This is a genomic window from Citricoccus sp. NPDC079358, from assembly GCF_040702545.1.
In the GTDB taxonomy this organism is placed as follows: domain Bacteria; phylum Actinomycetota; class Actinomycetes; order Actinomycetales; family Micrococcaceae; genus Citricoccus.
This window is the reverse complement of the sequence record NZ_JBFBLI010000019.1, coordinates 19,642-37,368: the sequence shown is the minus strand read 5'-3', so window position 1 is coordinate 37,368 and position 17,727 is coordinate 19,642. Positions and strand designations below refer to the sequence as shown.

Genomic DNA, 17,727 nt, shown 5'->3' with positions numbered 1-17,727 from the left:
CGAAGGGCGGCAGCGAACCGACCGAGTATAAGTTCGCGGACCATAGCTACCGGGTAAAGCACCCGGACGGCGCCATGGAGTATCTCAGTGAGCCGTACCAGCTAACCGGGCAAGACTGCTCCGATCTCGCCTGGCTGAGCGAGAATGGTTGGAACGTGCTCGTTTCCCCCGGTCCCAATCGCCATTCCGACACATGCCTTTTGGTACGCATCTGGTCTGCATGATGTGCCTTAGCCGGGAGGCTCGTCTCACAAAATGCGGGGGTGGGATATAGGAGAGCGGGCCGCCCGTCGGTGGCCCGCTCAACAGCTTCCAAGGATCGTCAGCTCGCTAGCAACATTTAGATCCCTTGACCGCCGTACATTGCCGTAGATGCGTCTCGGACGGTATCGCTGCGAAAGATCATACTCCAAGTCAAGCCTGCGTAGCAGCCCGTGGACTGCAGGACGAAGGCCGCCAGGTTGCCTCCAGGGAAGCGACCTCCGCGAACCCCACGCCGGCACGACCCTGGGAAAGGTTCCAGTCCTCGTCCTCACCGCCACGTCCTGCGCGTACAACCCAAACAGCCATTAATTCCACTGCCTCCCAGTTCATTGCCCTTTTGTGCATCCTATGCGGGCGAAGCCAACGGTCTCCGCGTCACGGCCAGCCGATGTGCGCGGGCATAACGTCTTTCTGGGCTATCTCCTGGCTCCGCGGCTCGGTGCACCAGTGGAGATTGGCCTATGTGCTGGCGTCCTGGTCGCGGCGGTCCTGCTGGTCATCGTCCTGCGCTGGCTGGTCCATTTGCGCGAATACGACGCCGACCTCTGGGCTGGGCGCCGTGGCGTGCGACTACCTGGATTCAGCGCGGGCTGAGGGATACTGCTCGGCAATGCCCCGAGGGCTTCCGAAGACGCCGCCTGCTGTGGCTAAGCAGTTTGGATAACGTCTGCAATCTGATCGGCCATCTCATCGACGGTGTGGAGCGACGAGTTCAGGGCGAGGATGCCCGCGAGAAGGGGAGAGTGTTTGAGCACCTCGTCCTTTGATACTCGATGCCAAACAGGGAGGATTAGGTTCTCTCCGGAGTTCATTTTCCGGCCGAAGAGCGCATCCAGCTCTGCTTGGGTCCACTGTTTCTTGAAGAAGTCGGGAGACACGATGACGACTCCGAAACGGCAAGAGGCGATCCCCAACTCGATCTCCTGCCGGATGCTTTGACCGAGTTTGATGTTGATTTCGTCGAACCAAACTGAGATTCCCTTGGCTTCCAGTGAGTCTTTCAGCGGGCGGGCGATCTCGTCCTTGTCCTCGCTCGCGTGGGACAGAAAGACGTCAGATGTCGGCGTGGACGTCCCGGTCGGGCTGATCGGCGAGCCAAGTCGGGCAGGTGGGTGGAACTGGGACGTGGCACGTTCGTTATCTCGGCGCAACTGTGCCAAAGCTTTAACCTGGGTGTCCCGCTGTTCCTTCTCGTACTTCTGCTGAGTCGCATTGATCTTGCGCTCGACGTCCGCCAATTTCTTCTCGGAGTCTGCGCGTTTCTTCTCAGCGTCGTTGGCCGCCTTAGTGGCACGCTGCGCTTCAGCCAACTTGTTTTTGACAGTCGAAGCATTCTTGGACTTGCCTGCGGCGATGGTGGCCTCGGCGGCCTTTTTCCGTTGGGTTGCCATAATCCCGGAGGCCTTGGCCGTATTGACGCGGTGGCGCTCGGATTCGGAGCGAAGGCGCCGGAGCTCGCTTTCATTGCTCATAGCTTCCAGCTCCCGGGCGCGGACCTCGCGTAGTTGTCGATGCCGATCGCTGCGAAATGCTGCTTTGCGGACTTGATCTTGGCAAGCTCAGCGGGGCGGAGCTTCGAGTCATCTAAGGTGCTCTTGGTCTCGCGGATCATGTAGATCCGATCTTCGCCATCTTCCTGCTTGATAATCGCCCAGTCGGGGTTGTAGGGCCCGACTGGGGTGTCGATTTTGAACTTGGCCGGAAGCTTCATGAACAGCTTGACGTCCTCGCGTGAGTCGAGCAGTTCGGCAAACTGACGTTCCACATCGGAGTCGAAGACGACGTAGTCGAAGTCGGTCTTCTGCGTGTGCTGCACCCGGTACATCTGGTCGAGGAAGCGCTCCTTCTCCTCGGAGCCGTCCTTCTGTAGCTCGCGCAGCTCATAGACGGAGCCGGCGATCTTCTCGTACTGAATGCCCTCGACAACGATCTTGGCCAGCTCACCCTGGAGCGCCCGCTTGGCCATCGCAATGAAGTCGTTTGGGTTGCCGATGAACTCGCTCAACCGCCCACTGCCGAGCAAGATGTCGACGATGGTCTTGCGGGTCAGAGAGGTCGCTTCCTGGAGTTCCGTGATGATGTCGGGCAGGTCGTAGCTGCCCTTGAGATCCGCCGACCGGGTGCCGAGCTCTTCACCCTTCGCCCCGCCGCGGAGCACCCTCACGCCAGCGCGGGTGACCTGGATGCGCAGGGGGTCGATATCGGGAGCACCCTTGACCGCCTGAACCGCGTTCTTAATGATTTCGTCTCGGCTGACGCGCACGTGGTAGGTCGTCTTGCGGCTGATCGTCTCCCAGAATTCCTCGAACTGGGGCGTCGAGTATAGCTGCTTGTTGAGTACGCGAGGCTGACGCTTGCTGACCGGGTTGACGTACGTGCCGATGTTCGCGCGGGCGATCAGGGCGCTGATCTCGGTCTCGTATGCCTCGTACTGTGCGGGGAGCTCGAGACTGAACCCGACCGTGTTCGGCTGGAACTTCGGCGTGACAACACCGTCCGCGATGAATCCGTGGGACTGGAGGTGATTCCACACGTCAATCGAGCGCTGGTAGCCGAACAGGTCATCGGTGAGAACGCCCTCGGCATCCTGGAGGGCAATCTTGGAGAACTCGCTCAGGCGCACCCGCCCGATCTCGACTCCAGCGTCCCTGTACTCCCTCTGCAGGCTCTTCGCGAACGCCTGATACGACTCGTTCGCGATGACGGTGAGGGTGGCGATACCGCTTTCGGCGACGCGGGCATAGCCTTCGTCGGTCTTCGCGACCGGAAGTCGAAGGCCGCGTCCCAGCGTCTGGCGGCGCTCAACTTCCCGGCCCATCTCGCGCAGGGTGCAGATTTGGAACACGTTCGGGTTGTCCCAGCCCTCCCTTAGCGCAGAGTGGCTGAAGATGAACCGCACCGGCTCATTCTCATCGAGCAGTCGTTCCTTGGCCTGCATGATCAGTTCGTAGGCGTCGTCGTCGGCTTTCGTGGCACCTGATGAGTCCTGGTAGGTCGTGGTTTTGCCGCGCTTGATCTGCGAGAAGTACGCGCGGCGAAGTTCGCTCGGAGCCTGTGGGAGCAGTTCCTGGTACCGCGTGGACTTGGCGCGCTCTTCGACGAAGACCTCGTCGAACCAGGTGACGAAGTCGCCACTCGCGTCTTCATTGTTCGTGCCATCGCCCAGGTAGCTGGCGACCTTATCAACGAAGAAGAGACTGAGCACCTTGACGCCCTTGGCACGCAACATCGATTCCTTACGCAGGTGCTCGCGGATGGTTTCGCGGATCATCTCCTTGTAGATCGCACCGGCCGACGCGCCGATGCTTTCGCCTTCGTACAGGAATCCGTGCGTGGTGAGGTCGACGTAGGCGGGCTCGATACTCATCTCGTTGACGCGCCAGCCCTCATAGATCGGGTTGTTGGTGATGCGCGCGTCGGAGAGTTCCTGGTGTTGCTTCACGCTGACGATACGGCGCTCCAGCGACCCGTCGGCCTTGCGGCAGGACAACTCCAGCCGAGTCGACCACGACGGCTCCCGCCGAACCTCGACCAGCTTGATGTAGGGCGCCGCGTCGGCGCCCTGCTGTTGCACCTCGGCGACCACGATCTGCTTCACCAACCCAAGATCGTGAGCGTCAACCGGGTCGAGCCGGTAGACAACGTTGCGCTGCTTCTTGTGGGTGGCGCTGTAGCGGAGCGTAAAGACCGGGTCGAGTTCACCAATCGCCGACTGGGACAGCTGCGACTCCATGTTCTGCGGCTCGTCCATGATGACGACCGGATGCGTAGCCTTCAGATAATCGATCGGGCGCAGACCGCTCAGCTTGTCGCGAGTCTGATGGATGATGCGGGTGTTGGCATTGCCGCGGATCGAGTCGATCGTCATGATCAGGATCTGCACGTTCGTAGACGTCGCGAACGATTGCACCTCTTCGGCACTCCTGCCGCTATAGATCGATGCGTCGAAAGTGATGCCGTGCTGTTTGTAGAGGTTCTCGAAGTGCTCCCGCATGAGCCGGATGCTCGTACTGACGCCCTCGCGGATCGCGACGCTCGGCACAAGGATCACGAACTTGGTGAAGTTGTACTTCTGCGCCAGCTCGAAGATCGTGCGTAGGTACACATAGGTCTTCCCGGTACCCGTCTCCATCTCGACGTCGAAATCGAGCGCATCGGCGTATAGCTTCGGTGTGACCTCGAGCCCATTGCGGTCCTGCACCCGCTGAAGGTTCGCCAGGATCAAATCGCCATCAAGCAGCAGGCTGTTACCGACGGCGCCGACCTCCTGAGTCAAGTCAAGGTCGAGCGCGGATTGATTGGTCTGGGCGATGACGGCCGCGCCCCGTAGCTTCGTGACGAGCTTCTCCGCGTCCTTCGGCTGCCCGTCGAAGAGGTCGACCACCGACGCGATCGCATCGAGCTGATATTGCTGGCTGGCGTCGAACTGAAAGCCTGAACTCCTCATCATGCTGTCCAGAGCTCGATGCCCTTGCTCTTTGTGAGCTGGGCGAGGTTGGTTTTGAGTTCATCGTCTCCCTGAAAGGCGTCTTCTAGGGCGATGATGCGCTGCGGGTCAGCATCCACGATCGCGCGGAGCTGCTCCAGTGTCGGCTTAACATGCTCATCGAGGTAGGCGATCACGAGGTTGTCACCAATCACGCGGACGTCGAGTCCTTCGATCTTGGTCGAGGAGATCTTCTCGGTCAGAGAATAGCCTTGCTTCAGGAGAACTTCAGTGAGCAAGCTGTCTGGCGTCGCGTCGTCAGCACTGCTGCTGTCGCGAAGCTCGAGCAAATGCTGTTCGAGGGTGTTGTACTCGACATCGCTGGAGACATGCCATTTAGAAAAGTTCGTATCAACGAGCTTGTAGGACCGATATCCGGTATCAACAGCGCGCTCAAGAGTCGGAGCGAGGCGGATGCCGCCTATGCGCTTGCGAGTGAGGTCCGCAACGGTCGAGCCGTTGGAAATTGGCTCAGGCAGCTGGACCAAAATGTATGAGCGGCTGCCGCCGTCTTCTGCATTCATTGCAAGAGTTGCTTCGGCACTCGTTCCCGAACCGGCGAAGAAGTCGAGAACGATACCGTCGCGGCGATTAACCCACTTGATGATTTGTTTCACCAATCGAGTCGGCTTCTTTCCGTTCTTGAATTCGACGCCACCCTCTTTGCCGACGTTCATCATGTCCGAGTGGAATCCCTTCCAGAGCGCCCCTCGTATAGTCGCTCTTGCTCGAACTGGGGAGTAGTCATCGGTCTGCTTGACGCCGTCCAGAAATGGTTGGAGCTGAATAACTGTGCCCTTCGAGTTCTTCCGAAGGAGGTACTTCTGGTACTGGAATATTACTCCGGTCTCCAGTTCCATATTTTGAATGCTGTCAAGAGAAATTGGGCTTTCTCGATATAGTTTCGGTGCAATCTCCGCCATGAAATAGGAGAGGTAGTCAGCGTCCAGGGACAGGAGCGTCTTGAGGTCTGGCTTGCCAACTCGGAGGCCGAAGCGGTTGAAAGCCTGGACGGACCGGGGATCCCCTTCAAGCAGGCGCGAAAGTGCCGTTACTGATGCGCCGCTCTCCCAGACCACGTCATAGTGGGAGTCATAGAGTTCGCTCGCGTCGTAGAGCGGGCGTCGATCGCTGAGAGCGCGCGCGGCACTGCGCGCGTATACGAGCACGTACTCGTGATTTTTAACGATCTGACCGTTCTGTGCTGCCGCCACCTTCATCCCTTGAGTCTTGGACATCTCAATCGCCAAAGTGGCAATGAAATTTGCTTCGCCGAAGATCTCATCAGTGAGTTTCTTGAGGTTGGCAAACTCACTGTCATCGATGGAGATGAAGATGGCACCGTCATCGGCAAGCAGGTTCCGCGCGAGCTTAAGGCGTGGGTACATCATGTTCAGCCAGTTGGAGTGATAGCGTCCCTCGGTCTCTGCGTTCGTGGAGAGTTTCTTGCCCTCATCATTGACCTGCCGACTCCACGCAAGGTAGGTGCTGAGCCCTTCCTTGTAATTATCCGGATAGATGAAGTCTTTGCCGGTGTTGTACGGAGGATCGATGTAGATCAGGTTGATCTTCGCGTGGTAATGCTTCTGCAGGATCTTGAGCACTTCCAGGTTGTCGCCTTCGATGAAGACGTTCTGGGTGGTGTCCCAGTCCTTCGAGTTCTCGAAGTCGGGCTTCAGGGTCGCGGTCGTCGGCTCCTGCGCTGCCCGGAGTGCCCGCTTCTTGCCGGGCCAAAATAGGCCAAACCGCTCGCTGTTGTCTGCTGCATCCGAACTGAGCAACTCCTTGAGCTTTTCCACATCCACCTTGCCGTCGGCGATGGCCTCGGGCATTAGATCGGCAAGCTGTGCTGCCAGCTCGGTCTGGAAATTGGGAGTAGTGGATGGTGTTTCGTAGATGTCGTCAGTCATTCAGTGAGTCGCTTTCCAGATCGAAACAAGTTGAGTCAGGTTTGTGAGTGGCCCGTGGTCTACGTGACTATCCGCCAGCGGATCGTGAACAGGTGCTCTGTGTCTTGGGTTCCCTTGAGGGATTGCTCGATGAGATCAAGGAACTTGTCCGCTTCTGCCCGGAGTTTCTTGCGGGTCTCGCGGAAGTCCTCGTCGGTTTCCTCGGCCCGCTGCTCCCATTTTCGAGCTTCCTTCTTAAGCCGTAGCTGCTCCATTGGGTCGTCGGCTTGCCGAGCGAGCTTACGAGCGTTTTTCTCTTTGGTCCGGTAGTCACGGATCATGCCCTCGTGTTCGGCTTTCCGGTCCTGCTGGTTGCGGTAGAGCAGCTCCTCTTGCTGGTCGTAGTAGCGAGAGTTGCGACCCTGCACCTCTTTCTCCAGTTCAGACCGACGGGCGTCCAGGCGCGTGGTGAAGCGGCTCTCATCAATGGTTACAGACTGCTCGCTGATGGACGTGCATGCCAGATCGAGAATGTCGGCGACGTACTCGTCGTCGAGCCAGCACCCGTCGTCGGTCAGGCCGCCAGCGAGCAGGTAGGACTCGGAGACATCTTCGTCTCGGGCCTTCATGCGGAAGGTGACCAAGCTGACGGTTAGCTCGCCGCTGCTACCCTCGAGCGCTTTCGTTGCGCTGCTCACGCGCTCTGACTGACCAAGTGAGAACGTCAACTCATGCGAGGGTGTGTCGTGCGTTTTCGAGGCGTCAACGACGTGCTGGGCTAGCGGGCTCGCGTAGCGGTACTGGTGGGCGTTGTCGAGGGGCTGAGACTTGAAGAAGTAGCGCCCGGTGGGTGCGTCCGTCACCGGCGATTCTTTCAGCACGAATGTGCGACCGTCGCCCTCGAAGGTGGCGAATTGATCCAGCTCGTACCGTGTCACGGCGAGCAGTAGGCGCTCGAACTTGTTGAGCATCTCGCCGGACTGCGTGTCGTACGCCTTTAGGCGATCCTGAACATGCGGGTCGAGGTTGTCGAACACTTTGGCCTTGGCGCTGGCCATCTCGCGGGAGATCTCGGTTGCATACTGGCCCTCAAGCTCCCTGAAGGCCGCGTCCAACTCGTCGGCGGTCTTGCAGCGGGTCAGGATGTCGCTGATTGTTTTCTCGAAGTCGAGGCCATCTTCGATGGCACCGAGTACTTCATCGCTGGCCCCGAAGACGCTCTCGAAGAGATGGAACTTGTTCGACAGCAGTTCGAGAATGCGCTGCTCGGCGAGGTTGCCCTTGTTCGAAAAGTTCACGACCACGACGTTGTGCTTCTGGCCGAAGCGGTGCACCCGGCCGATGCGCTGTTCGACCCGCTGCGGATTCCAGGGCAGGTCGTAGTTGACGAGCATCGAGCAGAACTGCAGGTTGATGCCCTCGGCAGCCGCTTCGGTCGCGACCATGATCATGCCCTGGGTACGGAAGTAATCGACCAGTGCCTTACGCCGATCGACCGCAGCGATCCCGGTGATCAAGTCCCCGTTCTTGTTGGCCTTGAGCCAGTCTTGGTAGATCGCCGTCTGCTCTGGTGAGTTGTTCGATCCATTGAACAGTACGAGCCCCTCGCCGCGACCGGCATCGCGCAGCGAGTGCGCGATGTACTCCTGCGTCTTGGTTGAGTCGGTGAAGATGATGGCTTTCTCCGGAGCGCCGAGGTCACGGAGGCGCTCGAAGCCGAGGTCGAGTGCCTCGCCGAGCTTGACGGCTTTCTGGTTCTCCGTGATCGAGCGAGCCAACGACGCGTACTCCCGCAGCTCTGCGACCTCGGCTCTCATCGCCTGGAGGAGCGTCTCGGCAAGCGGTCTCGACGTCGACGACGAGGCAGAATCGGGCCTGGCCGCCCCGATCTCCTCGGCCTCCTCCAGCTCTTCGCTGGTGATCTCGTCATCGACCGCGAAGTCTGCTGCGACCAGGCCGCCACGTCCATCACGGCGCTGGCCGGCGGCGACCTCGTCGGCCAGACGATTGGCGATGTTCTCGAGGGTGCTCGCGACCGCGTACGTCGATGAGCCCAGTCGCTTGCGGATAATCAACGCGGAGAGGTGGCGTTGTGATCCGGCGAAGGCGAACAGATCGTCGCGCTGGAGGTAGTCGTTCACCAGGTCGTAGAGCTTCGCCTCGTCCGGCGACGGCGTGAACTCGACGGTCAGCGGCAGGCGTTTGGTGAAGTGGATGTACTTGTCCGCGTCCCGTCGGAGGGTGCGCTTCGAAATCGTTGCCACACGCTCGACAAGGTCATCGTCGCCCCCGTGATCGCGGTTCTTGACATACCGCTCGCGGAAGGCATCAAGCGAGTAGAAGTAACCGGGGTCGAAAATCGACACCAAGCCATAGAGCTCTTCGAGCTTATTCTGGAGGGGCGTCGCGGTGAGCAGTACCGTCTTGCGCGCCCCCCGGAGGATGTGCGCGACGGCTCCTGCCGCTTTCGTCTTACCTGTCCAGTAGTTGCGCAGTCGGTGTGCCTCATCGGCGACCACGAGATCCCATACCTTGAGGAGAGACAACTCGTGACGAAGTGCGAACTCATATGAGCAGATCAGGACCTGAGATGAGCGCGAGCCGGATCCTTCAAGCACTGCATCCTTCGACTTGGGATCCAGGATTACCGAGGTAATCAGGAACTTCTCGTACAGTTCCTGCTGCCACTGCTGACGCAGACTCGATGGTGTAATTATCAGGATGCTCCGCCGGCGCTCCGCCCAGTACTGAGAGATGACGATGCCTGCTTCGATCGTCTTACCCAGGCCGACCTCGTCAGCGAGGATAATGCCCGGCAGGAACGGCGTCTGCAGAGCGAAGAGGGCCGCGTCGATCTGGTGCGGCTTCGGCTCCACCTGCGCGTCGAAGAGTAGTCCCGCGAGCTTGCCAACGTGGTCGTTCGCATAGCTGCGCTGCAGCTCATGGGCATAGTACTTCGCCTGGTGCGGGGTTAGCAGCCTCATCCAAGAGTCTTCAGGGAAGAAGGAGCGAGACACAACGAAGTTGCATTGACCTGTCTGCCGTCGCTGCGAAATCGCCGTGCCGCTTTGCGCCTCATCGGGTGTTGCCGCTCCTCTGCGCCGAGGGCGCGATTTAGTTCTCGTTAAGTCCTAGTCACAAGGCTACCGGGAACATCTGACGCTGAATCGTGTCGCGCCGGGTGGTACAGCCCAGTAGCTTGGACTCGTAATTTGTGCGCTGTCCGAGTCGTACAACCACGGATTTCAACGGTGGGTTTGCCCGTGCCGGGAGAGCGACGCCGGGCCTCCATCCCAGTGTTCAAAAACGACCGATTGTGATCCGGCGGATTCTGACACCATGCTCTGTTCCGCAGGCGGTGCCACAAGCCGAGTACGAAAACCCCCAGCTTCCCCATGGAAGTTGCGACGGATTCTGACCCTCTAGATCGGCGTCTCCGGAGCTGGATCCTTCCCCCTTCTCCGTCCTGCGCCCAGTGTCTAAACGGGCAAACGGTCCGGGCCTCATCGCCTGCTGCGTTGGCCGTCAGGTCAATGGCTGGTGGTGTTCCTCGCTGGCTCGGAACACCACAGGCGGGCGGCCGCAAGCGGCCGGCTGTTGTCCTGGTCCGCCGGAACGGCGGCGGCCCAGGGGCCCGGCCCTGGCGGGCCGACCTCCTTTTTTGCCTGCTGTCCTGCGGATTATGCGCCCCGGCTCCACCGGCACAAGCCCCTCCTTCGTCGGGGCCGGTTCCCCCGAAAACCTTGGGTCGGCGTTCCCTCGTTCCTCGGTCGCTGATTTCCTCCCCAAGCTTTTCTCCTCCACCGCCCTACGGGTTGATGCCGGCTCCGTCCGGGGCAGCTCACTTCGTTTCGCCAGCAGGCAAAAAAATACGGGGGAACGACGAAGCGCGGGGCTGGCACCGCGACCCCCTCACCTACCCGTGGAGGAAGTCATGTCTGAAATCATCAAGGCCACCAGCGTGGTCGATCTGCTCGACTACATCACCACCATTCTGGGCATCCGGCCCCGCCGCTCCATCGTGGTCCTGCCCATGCAGGACAACGCACTGGGTGCCGTGCTCCGCATGGATGCGCCCCCGGCGCAGGCGCCCGCGTCCGTGGTGGCGGAGGCGATCATGCCGCATTTCTCCCATACCATCGCCGACGGTGCCGTGCTCGTCGGCTACGACGTGGACCTCGAGGCGGTGCAGGATCTGGCCGAGGCGATCACCGGGCAGGGTCTGCCCGTGCGCCAGTGCGTCGCCGTGGACGGCGACCACTACAGCACCAGCGATGGGCTGGGCGGTCAGTGGAGCGCCGGGGAATCGGTCGTCGGTCTTGAAATGGCTTATCAGGGCGTGACCCGCACCCCCGTGCCCGAGGTTCCCGAGCATGCCGGGCTGGATGCACTGGACACGCTGGCCGAGAAGGCCCGGTTGATCCACATGGACCGCGCGGACGCGATCGCTGAGGTCCGCGACCTCTGGGATCACGTCCTGACCGGCCACCAGTCCACCGAGGCGCAGGCCTTGACCTTGACCGCCGCCCTGTGCCTACCCGAGAGCCGGGACCGCCTCATTGCGGACACCTACAGCGCCGGAGACGGCAAGGGATGGGAGAAGGTCTTCACCGGGGACCCCGTGGGACCGGTGGACTGGACCCGCGTGGAGGCCGGACAGGCGATCCTGCGCACGCTCATCACCGGTGCGAGCGACCAAGACGCCGCGCACCTGCTGGCCACCCTCGGCCACACTCACTGGATGCAGGGTGAAGGGTCAGCCGCCGGGAAGGCCATTGACCGGGCCTGCGCCCTCGACCCGGAGAGCACGTACGCCCGGTTGTTGTCCCGGCTCACTACAATCCCGGGCGGGGCCCCGATCGCCCGCGACCCGGAGCGCGCCCGCCGCCCCCGCTCCAAGTAATCGCACCGGGCGGGGCTATCCACAGGATGGCCCCGCCCGCCAGCGGCGGACAGGCTCAGGACTCTACGCTGAGACCCAGCACCAGGGCCCCTCGGGGCCGGTAGCCCCCCGCCCGCCCGGCGGGGATCTACCGGCACCCTCCCGACCACAGGAGACCACCATGGACACCACCCTGACACCCAGGACCTTCGCCGTACGCCCTCATGAACTGCCCGCGGCCCTGGCCATCGTCTACCGCGCCGAGCTGCGCGTGGCCCGCCGGCCAGACGGCCGAGCCGCCCGCACCCGCCTGGCCCTACGGGCCGGCGCTGCCGGGGTGGCCTTGGCCGCTACTGGCGCGGCGATGGCTCACGGCCACACCCCAGAGGCCTTTCTTGGAATCGCAACTGCGCTGCTCATCACCGCTGCGCCCTTGGCCCTCACGATCCTGCCCGGCTGGAACACGTGGATGACCACCGACCGACGCGGTGTCACCATCACCGACCCCCACGCTGCCAGCGTCCGCACCTGGGCCCTCGACGCTCCCGCGCCGAGCATTCTCGAAAACACCCTGGCCGAACACCTCGACCACCACGCCCCGGCCAAGTGGACCGCGCCCGCGGATCTCCACCGAATCACTGAACCCTGGGCACCCCTCCGATAAGCTCACCGCCGTACCCCTCCACGGGTGCCTACCGCCGTACCCCTCCACGGGTGCCTACCGCCGGCCCCGGGTTTCGTCGCCCGGGGTCGGCAGTGTGACACGCCCGATGACACCGCGGCCACTCCTCGCAAGACACAGCAGCCACCACGAAAGCGCGTCCCAGACCTTCGACGAGGCGGCTCCCGCAGTCGGAAACGTCCGCAACAACGCCCCCGGAGTTCCTCGACCTCGGCGCCTAGGATCCCTCGTCGGGCAGGGCATCCAGGGCGGCGGTGAGCTGGTCCTCGGCCGGGACCAGGCTCCGGTCGGCCGCCGGCAGCTGGTCGTAGGTGTAGGCGGAGACCGCCAGCGGTGACGTTGACCGGCCCAGCGCGTACCGGACGGTGTGGTCGTTCTTGCTGCCGCAGATCAGGATCCCCACCGTTGGCGCGTGGACCGCGCGTTTGAACCGGTCATCAACCAGGGCGACGTAGAAGTTCAACTTGCCGGCATACTCGGGTTGGAACTTGCCGGTCTTGAGCTCGATGACGAAGTAGCGCAGCTGCTCGACGTGGAAGAACAACAGGTCGACGTTATTCCGAGCTCGGAATAACATCGATTGTTCCGATTCTCGGATTATTCCGATTGCTGCGTAGGCGGGCCTGTGACCTCGACAATCTCCCGTCTGGGTCGGAATAACCCGGTCGTGCCTGGAGGCTGATCTCGGGCGTTGTGGTCCGGAGGTTTCCCCGTGCACCCCGATGGGTTCCCGTGCATCGTGGTGTGACCGCGGCCCGATTCAGAGTGGCCGCGACCATCCGATGGAGGTCTGGGTCATGGAGAAGGGGCTATCAACAATTGTCGAGGGGGTACTGGCGGAGTCCGCGCGGATCGGCTTGGCCGATGGGACGGTCAGGTACTACCGAAGCTGCTGTCACGCTGTGGTTGGGTTCTGCAACAGCCAGGGGATCGATCGGCTGACAGAACGGGCCGTGGAAGAGTTCATGGCGGCCATGGACGAGCGGGCGCGTCGTGGGCAGATCGGTCCTACGATGCGGTCGATGCTGGAGAAGACAGCCGGGATGATGCTGCAGTTCCAGCAGAACGGGGCCGTGGTCTGGAGAAGGCGCAGGCCGGCCTCGGGCCTGGGCACGACAGCAGAGGCGGTCCTCACTGCCTTCGCGGAGTCACTGCGCGGGGAGCTGGCATCGGGCTCGGTGCATCTGGTGGTCGGGGAGGTGCGCCAGTTCCTGCGCTATCTGGACAGCGTCGGCGGCACCCTTGGATCGGTGGTGCTTGATGAGGTCCGCGGCTTCCTCGTCGAGGTCGGGCCCCGTCACACATCGGGTATGGGCAACACCGTGTGGGCCCTCAAGCGGTTCTTCGCGTTCGCCAACCAGCAGGGCTACTCGGAGCTGGACGTCGAGGCGATGCTAGCAAGGGTCGGGCCGCGGCGGGCACGCGCGCTGCCGTGCTTCACGCCCGAGGAAACCGGCCGCATCCTGGCCGCGATCGAGACCGGCTCCCCGCGCGGGAAGAGGGACTACGCGATGGTCCGGTTGGCGTTGTCGACCGGGATGCGCTGCGGCGACATCGTGGCGCTACGGCTGAATGAGATCGACTGGCGTCGGGACGAGATCCACCTGGTCCAGCACAAAACCTTGGCACCGCTGACGCTGCCCCTGTCGGCAGAGGCCGGCAACGCGATAGCCGACTGGCTCCTGCACGGCAGACCGGTGTGCCAGGCGCCCGAGGTCTTCGTCCGCGTCTACGCCCCCTTCGTGAAGCTCAGTGGCCCGACTGGGGCGCTGATCATGGATCGATGGCTGCCCACAGCCGGCGTGTCCCACCAGGCACACGACGGCAAGACCTTCCACGCCCTGCGGCGCACCACGGGCACCCGTCTGGTCGAGTCCGGCGCCCAGCTCGAGCTGGCCGCACAGGTACTCGGCCACCGCGACCCCGCCTCCTCGAGGCGCTACATCGCACTGGCCGATGAATCGCTGCGGCAGTGTTGTCTGCCTCTTGACCGCTTCGCTCCCACCCGGGAGGGACTGCGATGAGCGCGGCGTTCGGCAGCGGCTTCGCCTCCCACATCGAGGCGATGCTCGAATGGCGGGCCGGTCTGGGCTACGCGAAGAAGACCTTGGTCCATCCAATGCAGAGCTTCGACCGGTTCTGCCTGGCCCATCGGCCCGGCGAGACGATTCTGTCGCGTCAGCTGGTGACGGCCTGGTGTGAGGAAGGCACCCGTACCCAATGGCCTGCGTACAAGGCCCACGCGATCCGCGCGTTCGGTAAGTACCTGAAGATGGTCGGCATCGAGGCGTTCGTGCTGCCCGCCGAGTGGATCAGCCACCGCGCCAGGAGCCTGCCCCACATCTTCACCGACGAGGAGCTGACAGCCTTCTTCTCGGCAACCGACTCGCTCACTGCTTGCTCGGCCAGCCCGTTTCGCGAGTACACGATCCCGGTGGTGTTCCGGCTGATGCTCGGCTGCGGGCTACGGCCGCAGGAAGCCCGGCAGCTGCGCCGCCGCGACATCGACCCCGACACGGCGATCATGATGATCGAGCAGACCAAGTACAACAAGGACCGCCGCGTCCCGATCGACGCTGGCATGGCCACCCTGCTGGCCCGCTACGACGAGCTGGCGAATCTGCACCGCCCCGGCCGGGAGTTCTTCTTCGAACAGCACCCCGGCCAGCCCTACCCGGGCTGCTGGCTAACCGCTTCCTTCCATCGATGCCGCGCCATCGCCGGGGACTTGGCGCCCGGCTCCACGCCCTACACGCTGCGCCACAACTACGCCACCCGAACCCTGACGCGCTGGGTTGAAGAAGGCCGCGACCTCAACGTGTGGTTGCCGTACCTGTCGACCTACATGGGCCACGAGACCTACTCTGCAACCGCCTACTACGTACATCTGCTGCCCGAGCGCCTGTCCGCAACAGGGCTGACCGGCACGGCAGGAATCATCCCGGAGGTGACGCCATGACCACGCCAACCGACAGCTTCTACCGGCACCTGCGCCAATGGTTCACCGTGTTCCTGCCCCGGCAACGCGGCGCCAGCGCCCACACCATCACCTCCTGTCGCCACACCTGGAACATGCTCCTGGCCTACCTCGCCGAGAACCGACAGGTTTCACTCAGCCAGATCACCTTCCCGCTCCTCGACCGGGCCTGCGTCATCGGATTCCTTGACCACATGAGGACGACGCGCGGCTGGACGGCGACGACCTACAACCAGCGACTGGCCTGCATCCGTTCCTTCTTCAGATACGCCGCCACCGTTGAGCCGACCCTGGCCATGCACCTGGCCGACCTCAACGGCATCCCCCAACTGAAGACACCGGCCACACCAACCGTCCGTTACCTGACGACCACCGCCATCACCGCTCTGCTGGCCACCCCCGACGCCAGCACCAAGACCGGGGCGCGAGACCAGTTCTTCATGATCCTCATGTACGACCTGGCCGCCCGTGATGCCGAGATGCTCGCCCTGACCCTCGGCGACATTGACGCCAAGCGGCTCACCGTCGAACTGATCGGGAAAGGGTCCAAGCCCCGCCGCCTGCCCATCACCACCGAGACCGCAGCCCACTGCCGCCGCTACACCGCCGCGTTCCACGCCGACCCCGACCCAGGACAGCCGCTGTTCTACACCATCCACGGACACCGCAAGACGCCCATGTCCGATGACAACGTCGCCAGGTTCCTCCGTCAGCACGCCGCCAAGGCCCGTGAAAGCTGTCCCGAGATACCTGAGAAGGTCCACCCGCATATGCTCCGGCACAGCCGGGCCATGCATCTCTACCAGGCAGGCATGCCCCTGGCGCTGCTCACGGAGTGGCTAGGTCACGCCGACCCGGAGACCACGCTCATCTACGCCCATGCCGATACTGAAATGAAACGCCGTGCCCTCACCAAAGCAACCGGCGGAATCATCACCGGTCCGCCGGCCGTGCCGATCTGGCACAACCAGGAGGACATCATCCAGCGCCTATGCGGACTCACCGACTGATCCGTTATTCCGATGCCTGCGGGACCGGCGCAGCCCTTCCCCAGGTCACACGCCCTTCAGGCAGAGACACCGACCGTTCTCGGAATAACCCGAGAATCGGAACAATCGATGTAGAAGTCGTCCCCACCCACCTCGAGGTGCACCTGACGCCCCACGAACGCGAAGCCGTGCCCCAGCTCCCGCAACGTCTCGGTGATCCGGTCCATCAGGGCCTGCTCCAGGTCCCGCTCGGCGACAGCTCCGGACAGGCCCAGGAACTCGAAGGAATAGGGATCCTTGGCGACCTGCTGCGCCAACTCCGAATCCGGGGCCGCCAGATGGGTGCCGAAGTTCGACGGGGCGGTGCCGGAACGCTCCAGAGACCGGTTCATAATCATGTTCATCAACACGTTCCGGGACCACCCGTGCTCCACGGACGCAGCGGCATACCGGTCCCGCGCCGACGCGGTGTCGAGCTTGTCCAGCAAGACCCGAACGTGGCCCCACGGCAAATGTCCCACAGCCTGTGGGACATTTGGATCCCAGTCCGGCCATGCCGCGGCGAAGGCACGCATGTAGAAAAGGTTGCTGCGGGAAAAACCCGTCATCTGGGGGAACTCGGCGCGCAGGTCCTGGGCCAGCCGACCAATAACCCCGCTGCCCCAACCCTGGTGTTGTTGACGGTCCAGGATGTCCCGCCCGATCCTCCAGTAGAGCCCGAGCAGGTCCGTATTGACCCGGCGCAGCGTCTGTAGCCGGGCACCCCGGACATGCTCCTTCAGCTCACCCAGAAAGGCCGGGTAGTCCTCGGGCAGGGCGAGTTCAGCGGGTTTGGTCACGGACCGCATCCTATCGAGGAAGGCCAGAGCCTAACGGGCGGGCTCTCGCGATAAACGATCCCCACCCGGTGTTCTGCGGGTGCCAGCCGAAACGACCAGGGCTCAGCGGGTTGGGTCGTGCCAAGATACAAGGCCCGTGGTCCTGCCGCCCTCGGCGTGTGCTCGCTCGCTCGGCCGTGAATGCGCTCTTGGCCTTCGACGCCTTCGACGGGGACCGGTGAGGCCAGACAGGAGCGTAGACACATTAGCCGTTGAAGTGTTGAGTAATCCTGCTGTTTCCATTGAGGTAAAGGGATTTCACGGGTACGCTCCGAACAGGCGCAAAGAGGCGGTGGCTCACGCCACCGCCTCTTGTCAGACCTAATGCAGATGAGCCCGCATCCCCGCGGGCTTAGTCCATCTGTCGATCCGTGTGCACCGTCTCACTGGGCCCCTTCAGAGTATCGAAGGGGCCCTCGGCGTTGGTAGTGGCCTTTTGTCTATACTTTCGGACCGCTATGCCCCGCCGACAGACTCCGATCACTCTGATCCAGGCCGCCGCGGCATGGCGCTGAAACGTGGTGCGTCTGCCGCTGCTCCCCGTGGTTCCGGTTGTTTTCATCGCCGTCACTGCCGCCGGGTCAACCTTGCGGCGTGGGGTCGGACTCGGCAAGCCGACGGGGCCGCGCGCCGTGGGGCGCGTCGCCGCTGACGGCCCGGCTCTGGGAGCCGCAGAACCT

General features: G+C 62.7%; 11 protein-coding genes and 1 pseudogene. 6 read left to right on the top strand and 6 right to left on the bottom strand.

Annotated elements, in window-relative coordinates:
- The coding region (locus AB0333_RS16035; RefSeq protein WP_366219690.1) for a hypothetical protein at nucleotides 1-224 on the top strand (224 nt) is incomplete at its 5' end.
- Between the two features lie 687 nt (nucleotides 225-911).
- Here AB0333_RS16035 and AB0333_RS16030 read toward each other — a convergent pair.
- From AB0333_RS16030 to AB0333_RS16015, 4 genes are read right to left on the bottom strand one after another with little or no spacing between them, the layout of a single operon-like run.
- Nucleotides 912-1,736: a TIR domain-containing protein gene (locus AB0333_RS16030; RefSeq protein WP_366219689.1), complete on the bottom strand. Its 825-nt coding sequence runs from the start codon at nucleotides 1,734-1,736 to the stop codon at nucleotides 912-914.
- Nucleotides 1,733-4,714 (bottom strand): DEAD/DEAH box helicase family protein, encoded by a 2,982-nt coding sequence (locus AB0333_RS16025; protein WP_366219688.1) that lies wholly within the window; start codon nucleotides 4,712-4,714, stop codon nucleotides 1,733-1,735. The genes AB0333_RS16030 and AB0333_RS16025 overlap by 4 nt, the downstream gene beginning before the upstream one ends.
- On the bottom strand, nucleotides 4,711-6,660 hold the full coding sequence (locus tag AB0333_RS16020) for a site-specific DNA-methyltransferase (RefSeq protein WP_366219687.1): 1,950 nt from the start codon (nucleotides 6,658-6,660) through the stop codon (nucleotides 4,711-4,713). Before AB0333_RS16020 ends, AB0333_RS16025 begins: the two co-directional genes overlap by 4 nt.
- A gap of 59 nt (nucleotides 6,661-6,719) precedes the next feature.
- The gene (locus AB0333_RS16015; RefSeq protein WP_366219686.1) at nucleotides 6,720-9,623 is read right to left on the bottom strand and encodes an SNF2-related protein; all 2,904 of its coding nucleotides are present in this window, start codon (nucleotides 9,621-9,623) and stop codon (nucleotides 6,720-6,722) included.
- A gap of 950 nt (nucleotides 9,624-10,573) precedes the next feature.
- Here AB0333_RS16015 and AB0333_RS16010 point away from each other — a divergent pair.
- Both AB0333_RS16010 and AB0333_RS16005 read left to right on the top strand, forming a co-directional pair.
- Complete coding sequence (locus AB0333_RS16010) at nucleotides 10,574-11,542, top strand: DUF4192 family protein (protein ID WP_366219685.1); 969 nt, start codon at nucleotides 10,574-10,576, stop codon at nucleotides 11,540-11,542.
- A gap of 160 nt (nucleotides 11,543-11,702) precedes the next feature.
- Complete coding sequence (locus AB0333_RS16005) at nucleotides 11,703-12,185, top strand: hypothetical protein (protein WP_366219684.1); 483 nt, start codon at nucleotides 11,703-11,705, stop codon at nucleotides 12,183-12,185.
- 235 nt (nucleotides 12,186-12,420) lie between these two features.
- Here AB0333_RS16005 and AB0333_RS16000 read toward each other — a convergent pair.
- Nucleotides 12,421-12,756 (bottom strand): annotated as a pseudogene (locus AB0333_RS16000) (PDDEXK nuclease domain-containing protein); the annotation flags it as partial.
- Nucleotides 12,757-13,225: 469 nt separating this feature from the next.
- Here AB0333_RS16000 and AB0333_RS15995 point away from each other — a divergent pair.
- The 3 genes from AB0333_RS15995 to AB0333_RS15985 are packed head-to-tail and all read left to right on the top strand — an operon-like array spanning nucleotide 13,226 to nucleotide 16,190.
- Nucleotides 13,226-14,227, top strand: a complete 1,002-nt coding sequence (locus tag AB0333_RS15995; protein ID WP_366219683.1) for a tyrosine-type recombinase/integrase — start codon at nucleotides 13,226-13,228, stop codon at nucleotides 14,225-14,227.
- Nucleotides 14,224-15,162 carry a tyrosine-type recombinase/integrase gene (locus tag AB0333_RS15990; RefSeq protein ID WP_366219682.1) on the top strand — a complete coding sequence of 313 codons (939 nt, stop codon included), beginning with the start codon at nucleotides 14,224-14,226 and terminating at the stop codon, nucleotides 15,160-15,162. The genes AB0333_RS15995 and AB0333_RS15990 overlap by 4 nt, the downstream gene beginning before the upstream one ends.
- Nucleotides 15,159-16,190 carry a tyrosine-type recombinase/integrase gene (locus AB0333_RS15985; protein WP_366219681.1) on the top strand — a complete coding sequence of 344 codons (1,032 nt, stop codon included), beginning with the start codon at nucleotides 15,159-15,161 and terminating at the stop codon, nucleotides 16,188-16,190. Before AB0333_RS15990 ends, AB0333_RS15985 begins: the two co-directional genes overlap by 4 nt.
- Nucleotides 16,191-16,246: 56 nt before the next feature.
- Here the strand turns inward: AB0333_RS15985 and AB0333_RS15980 are convergent, their stop codons facing one another.
- The gene (locus AB0333_RS15980; protein ID WP_366219680.1) at nucleotides 16,247-17,008 is read right to left on the bottom strand and encodes a PDDEXK nuclease domain-containing protein; all 762 of its coding nucleotides are present in this window, start codon (nucleotides 17,006-17,008) and stop codon (nucleotides 16,247-16,249) included.
- Between the last annotated feature and the right edge of the window lie 719 nt (nucleotides 17,009-17,727).

Coding starts and splice junctions, on each gene's coding strand:
- AB0333_RS16030 (WP_366219689.1), bottom strand. CDS start 1,736: ATGAGCAATGAAAGCGAGCTCCGGCGCCTTCGCTCCGAATCCGAGCGC.
- AB0333_RS16025 (WP_366219688.1), bottom strand. CDS start 4,714: ATGATGAGGAGTTCAGGCTTTCAGTTCGACGCCAGCCAGCAATATCAG.
- AB0333_RS16020 (WP_366219687.1), bottom strand. CDS start 6,660: ATGACTGACGACATCTACGAAACACCATCCACTACTCCCAATTTCCAG.
- AB0333_RS16015 (WP_366219686.1), bottom strand. CDS start 9,623: ATGAGGCTGCTAACCCCGCACCAGGCGAAGTACTATGCCCATGAGCTG.
- AB0333_RS16010 (WP_366219685.1), top strand. CDS start 10,574: ATGTCTGAAATCATCAAGGCCACCAGCGTGGTCGATCTGCTCGACTAC.
- AB0333_RS16005 (WP_366219684.1), top strand. CDS start 11,703: ATGGACACCACCCTGACACCCAGGACCTTCGCCGTACGCCCTCATGAA.
- AB0333_RS15995 (WP_366219683.1), top strand. CDS start 13,226: ATGCTGGAGAAGACAGCCGGGATGATGCTGCAGTTCCAGCAGAACGGG.
- AB0333_RS15990 (WP_366219682.1), top strand. CDS start 14,224: ATGAGCGCGGCGTTCGGCAGCGGCTTCGCCTCCCACATCGAGGCGATG.
- AB0333_RS15985 (WP_366219681.1), top strand. CDS start 15,159: ATGACCACGCCAACCGACAGCTTCTACCGGCACCTGCGCCAATGGTTC.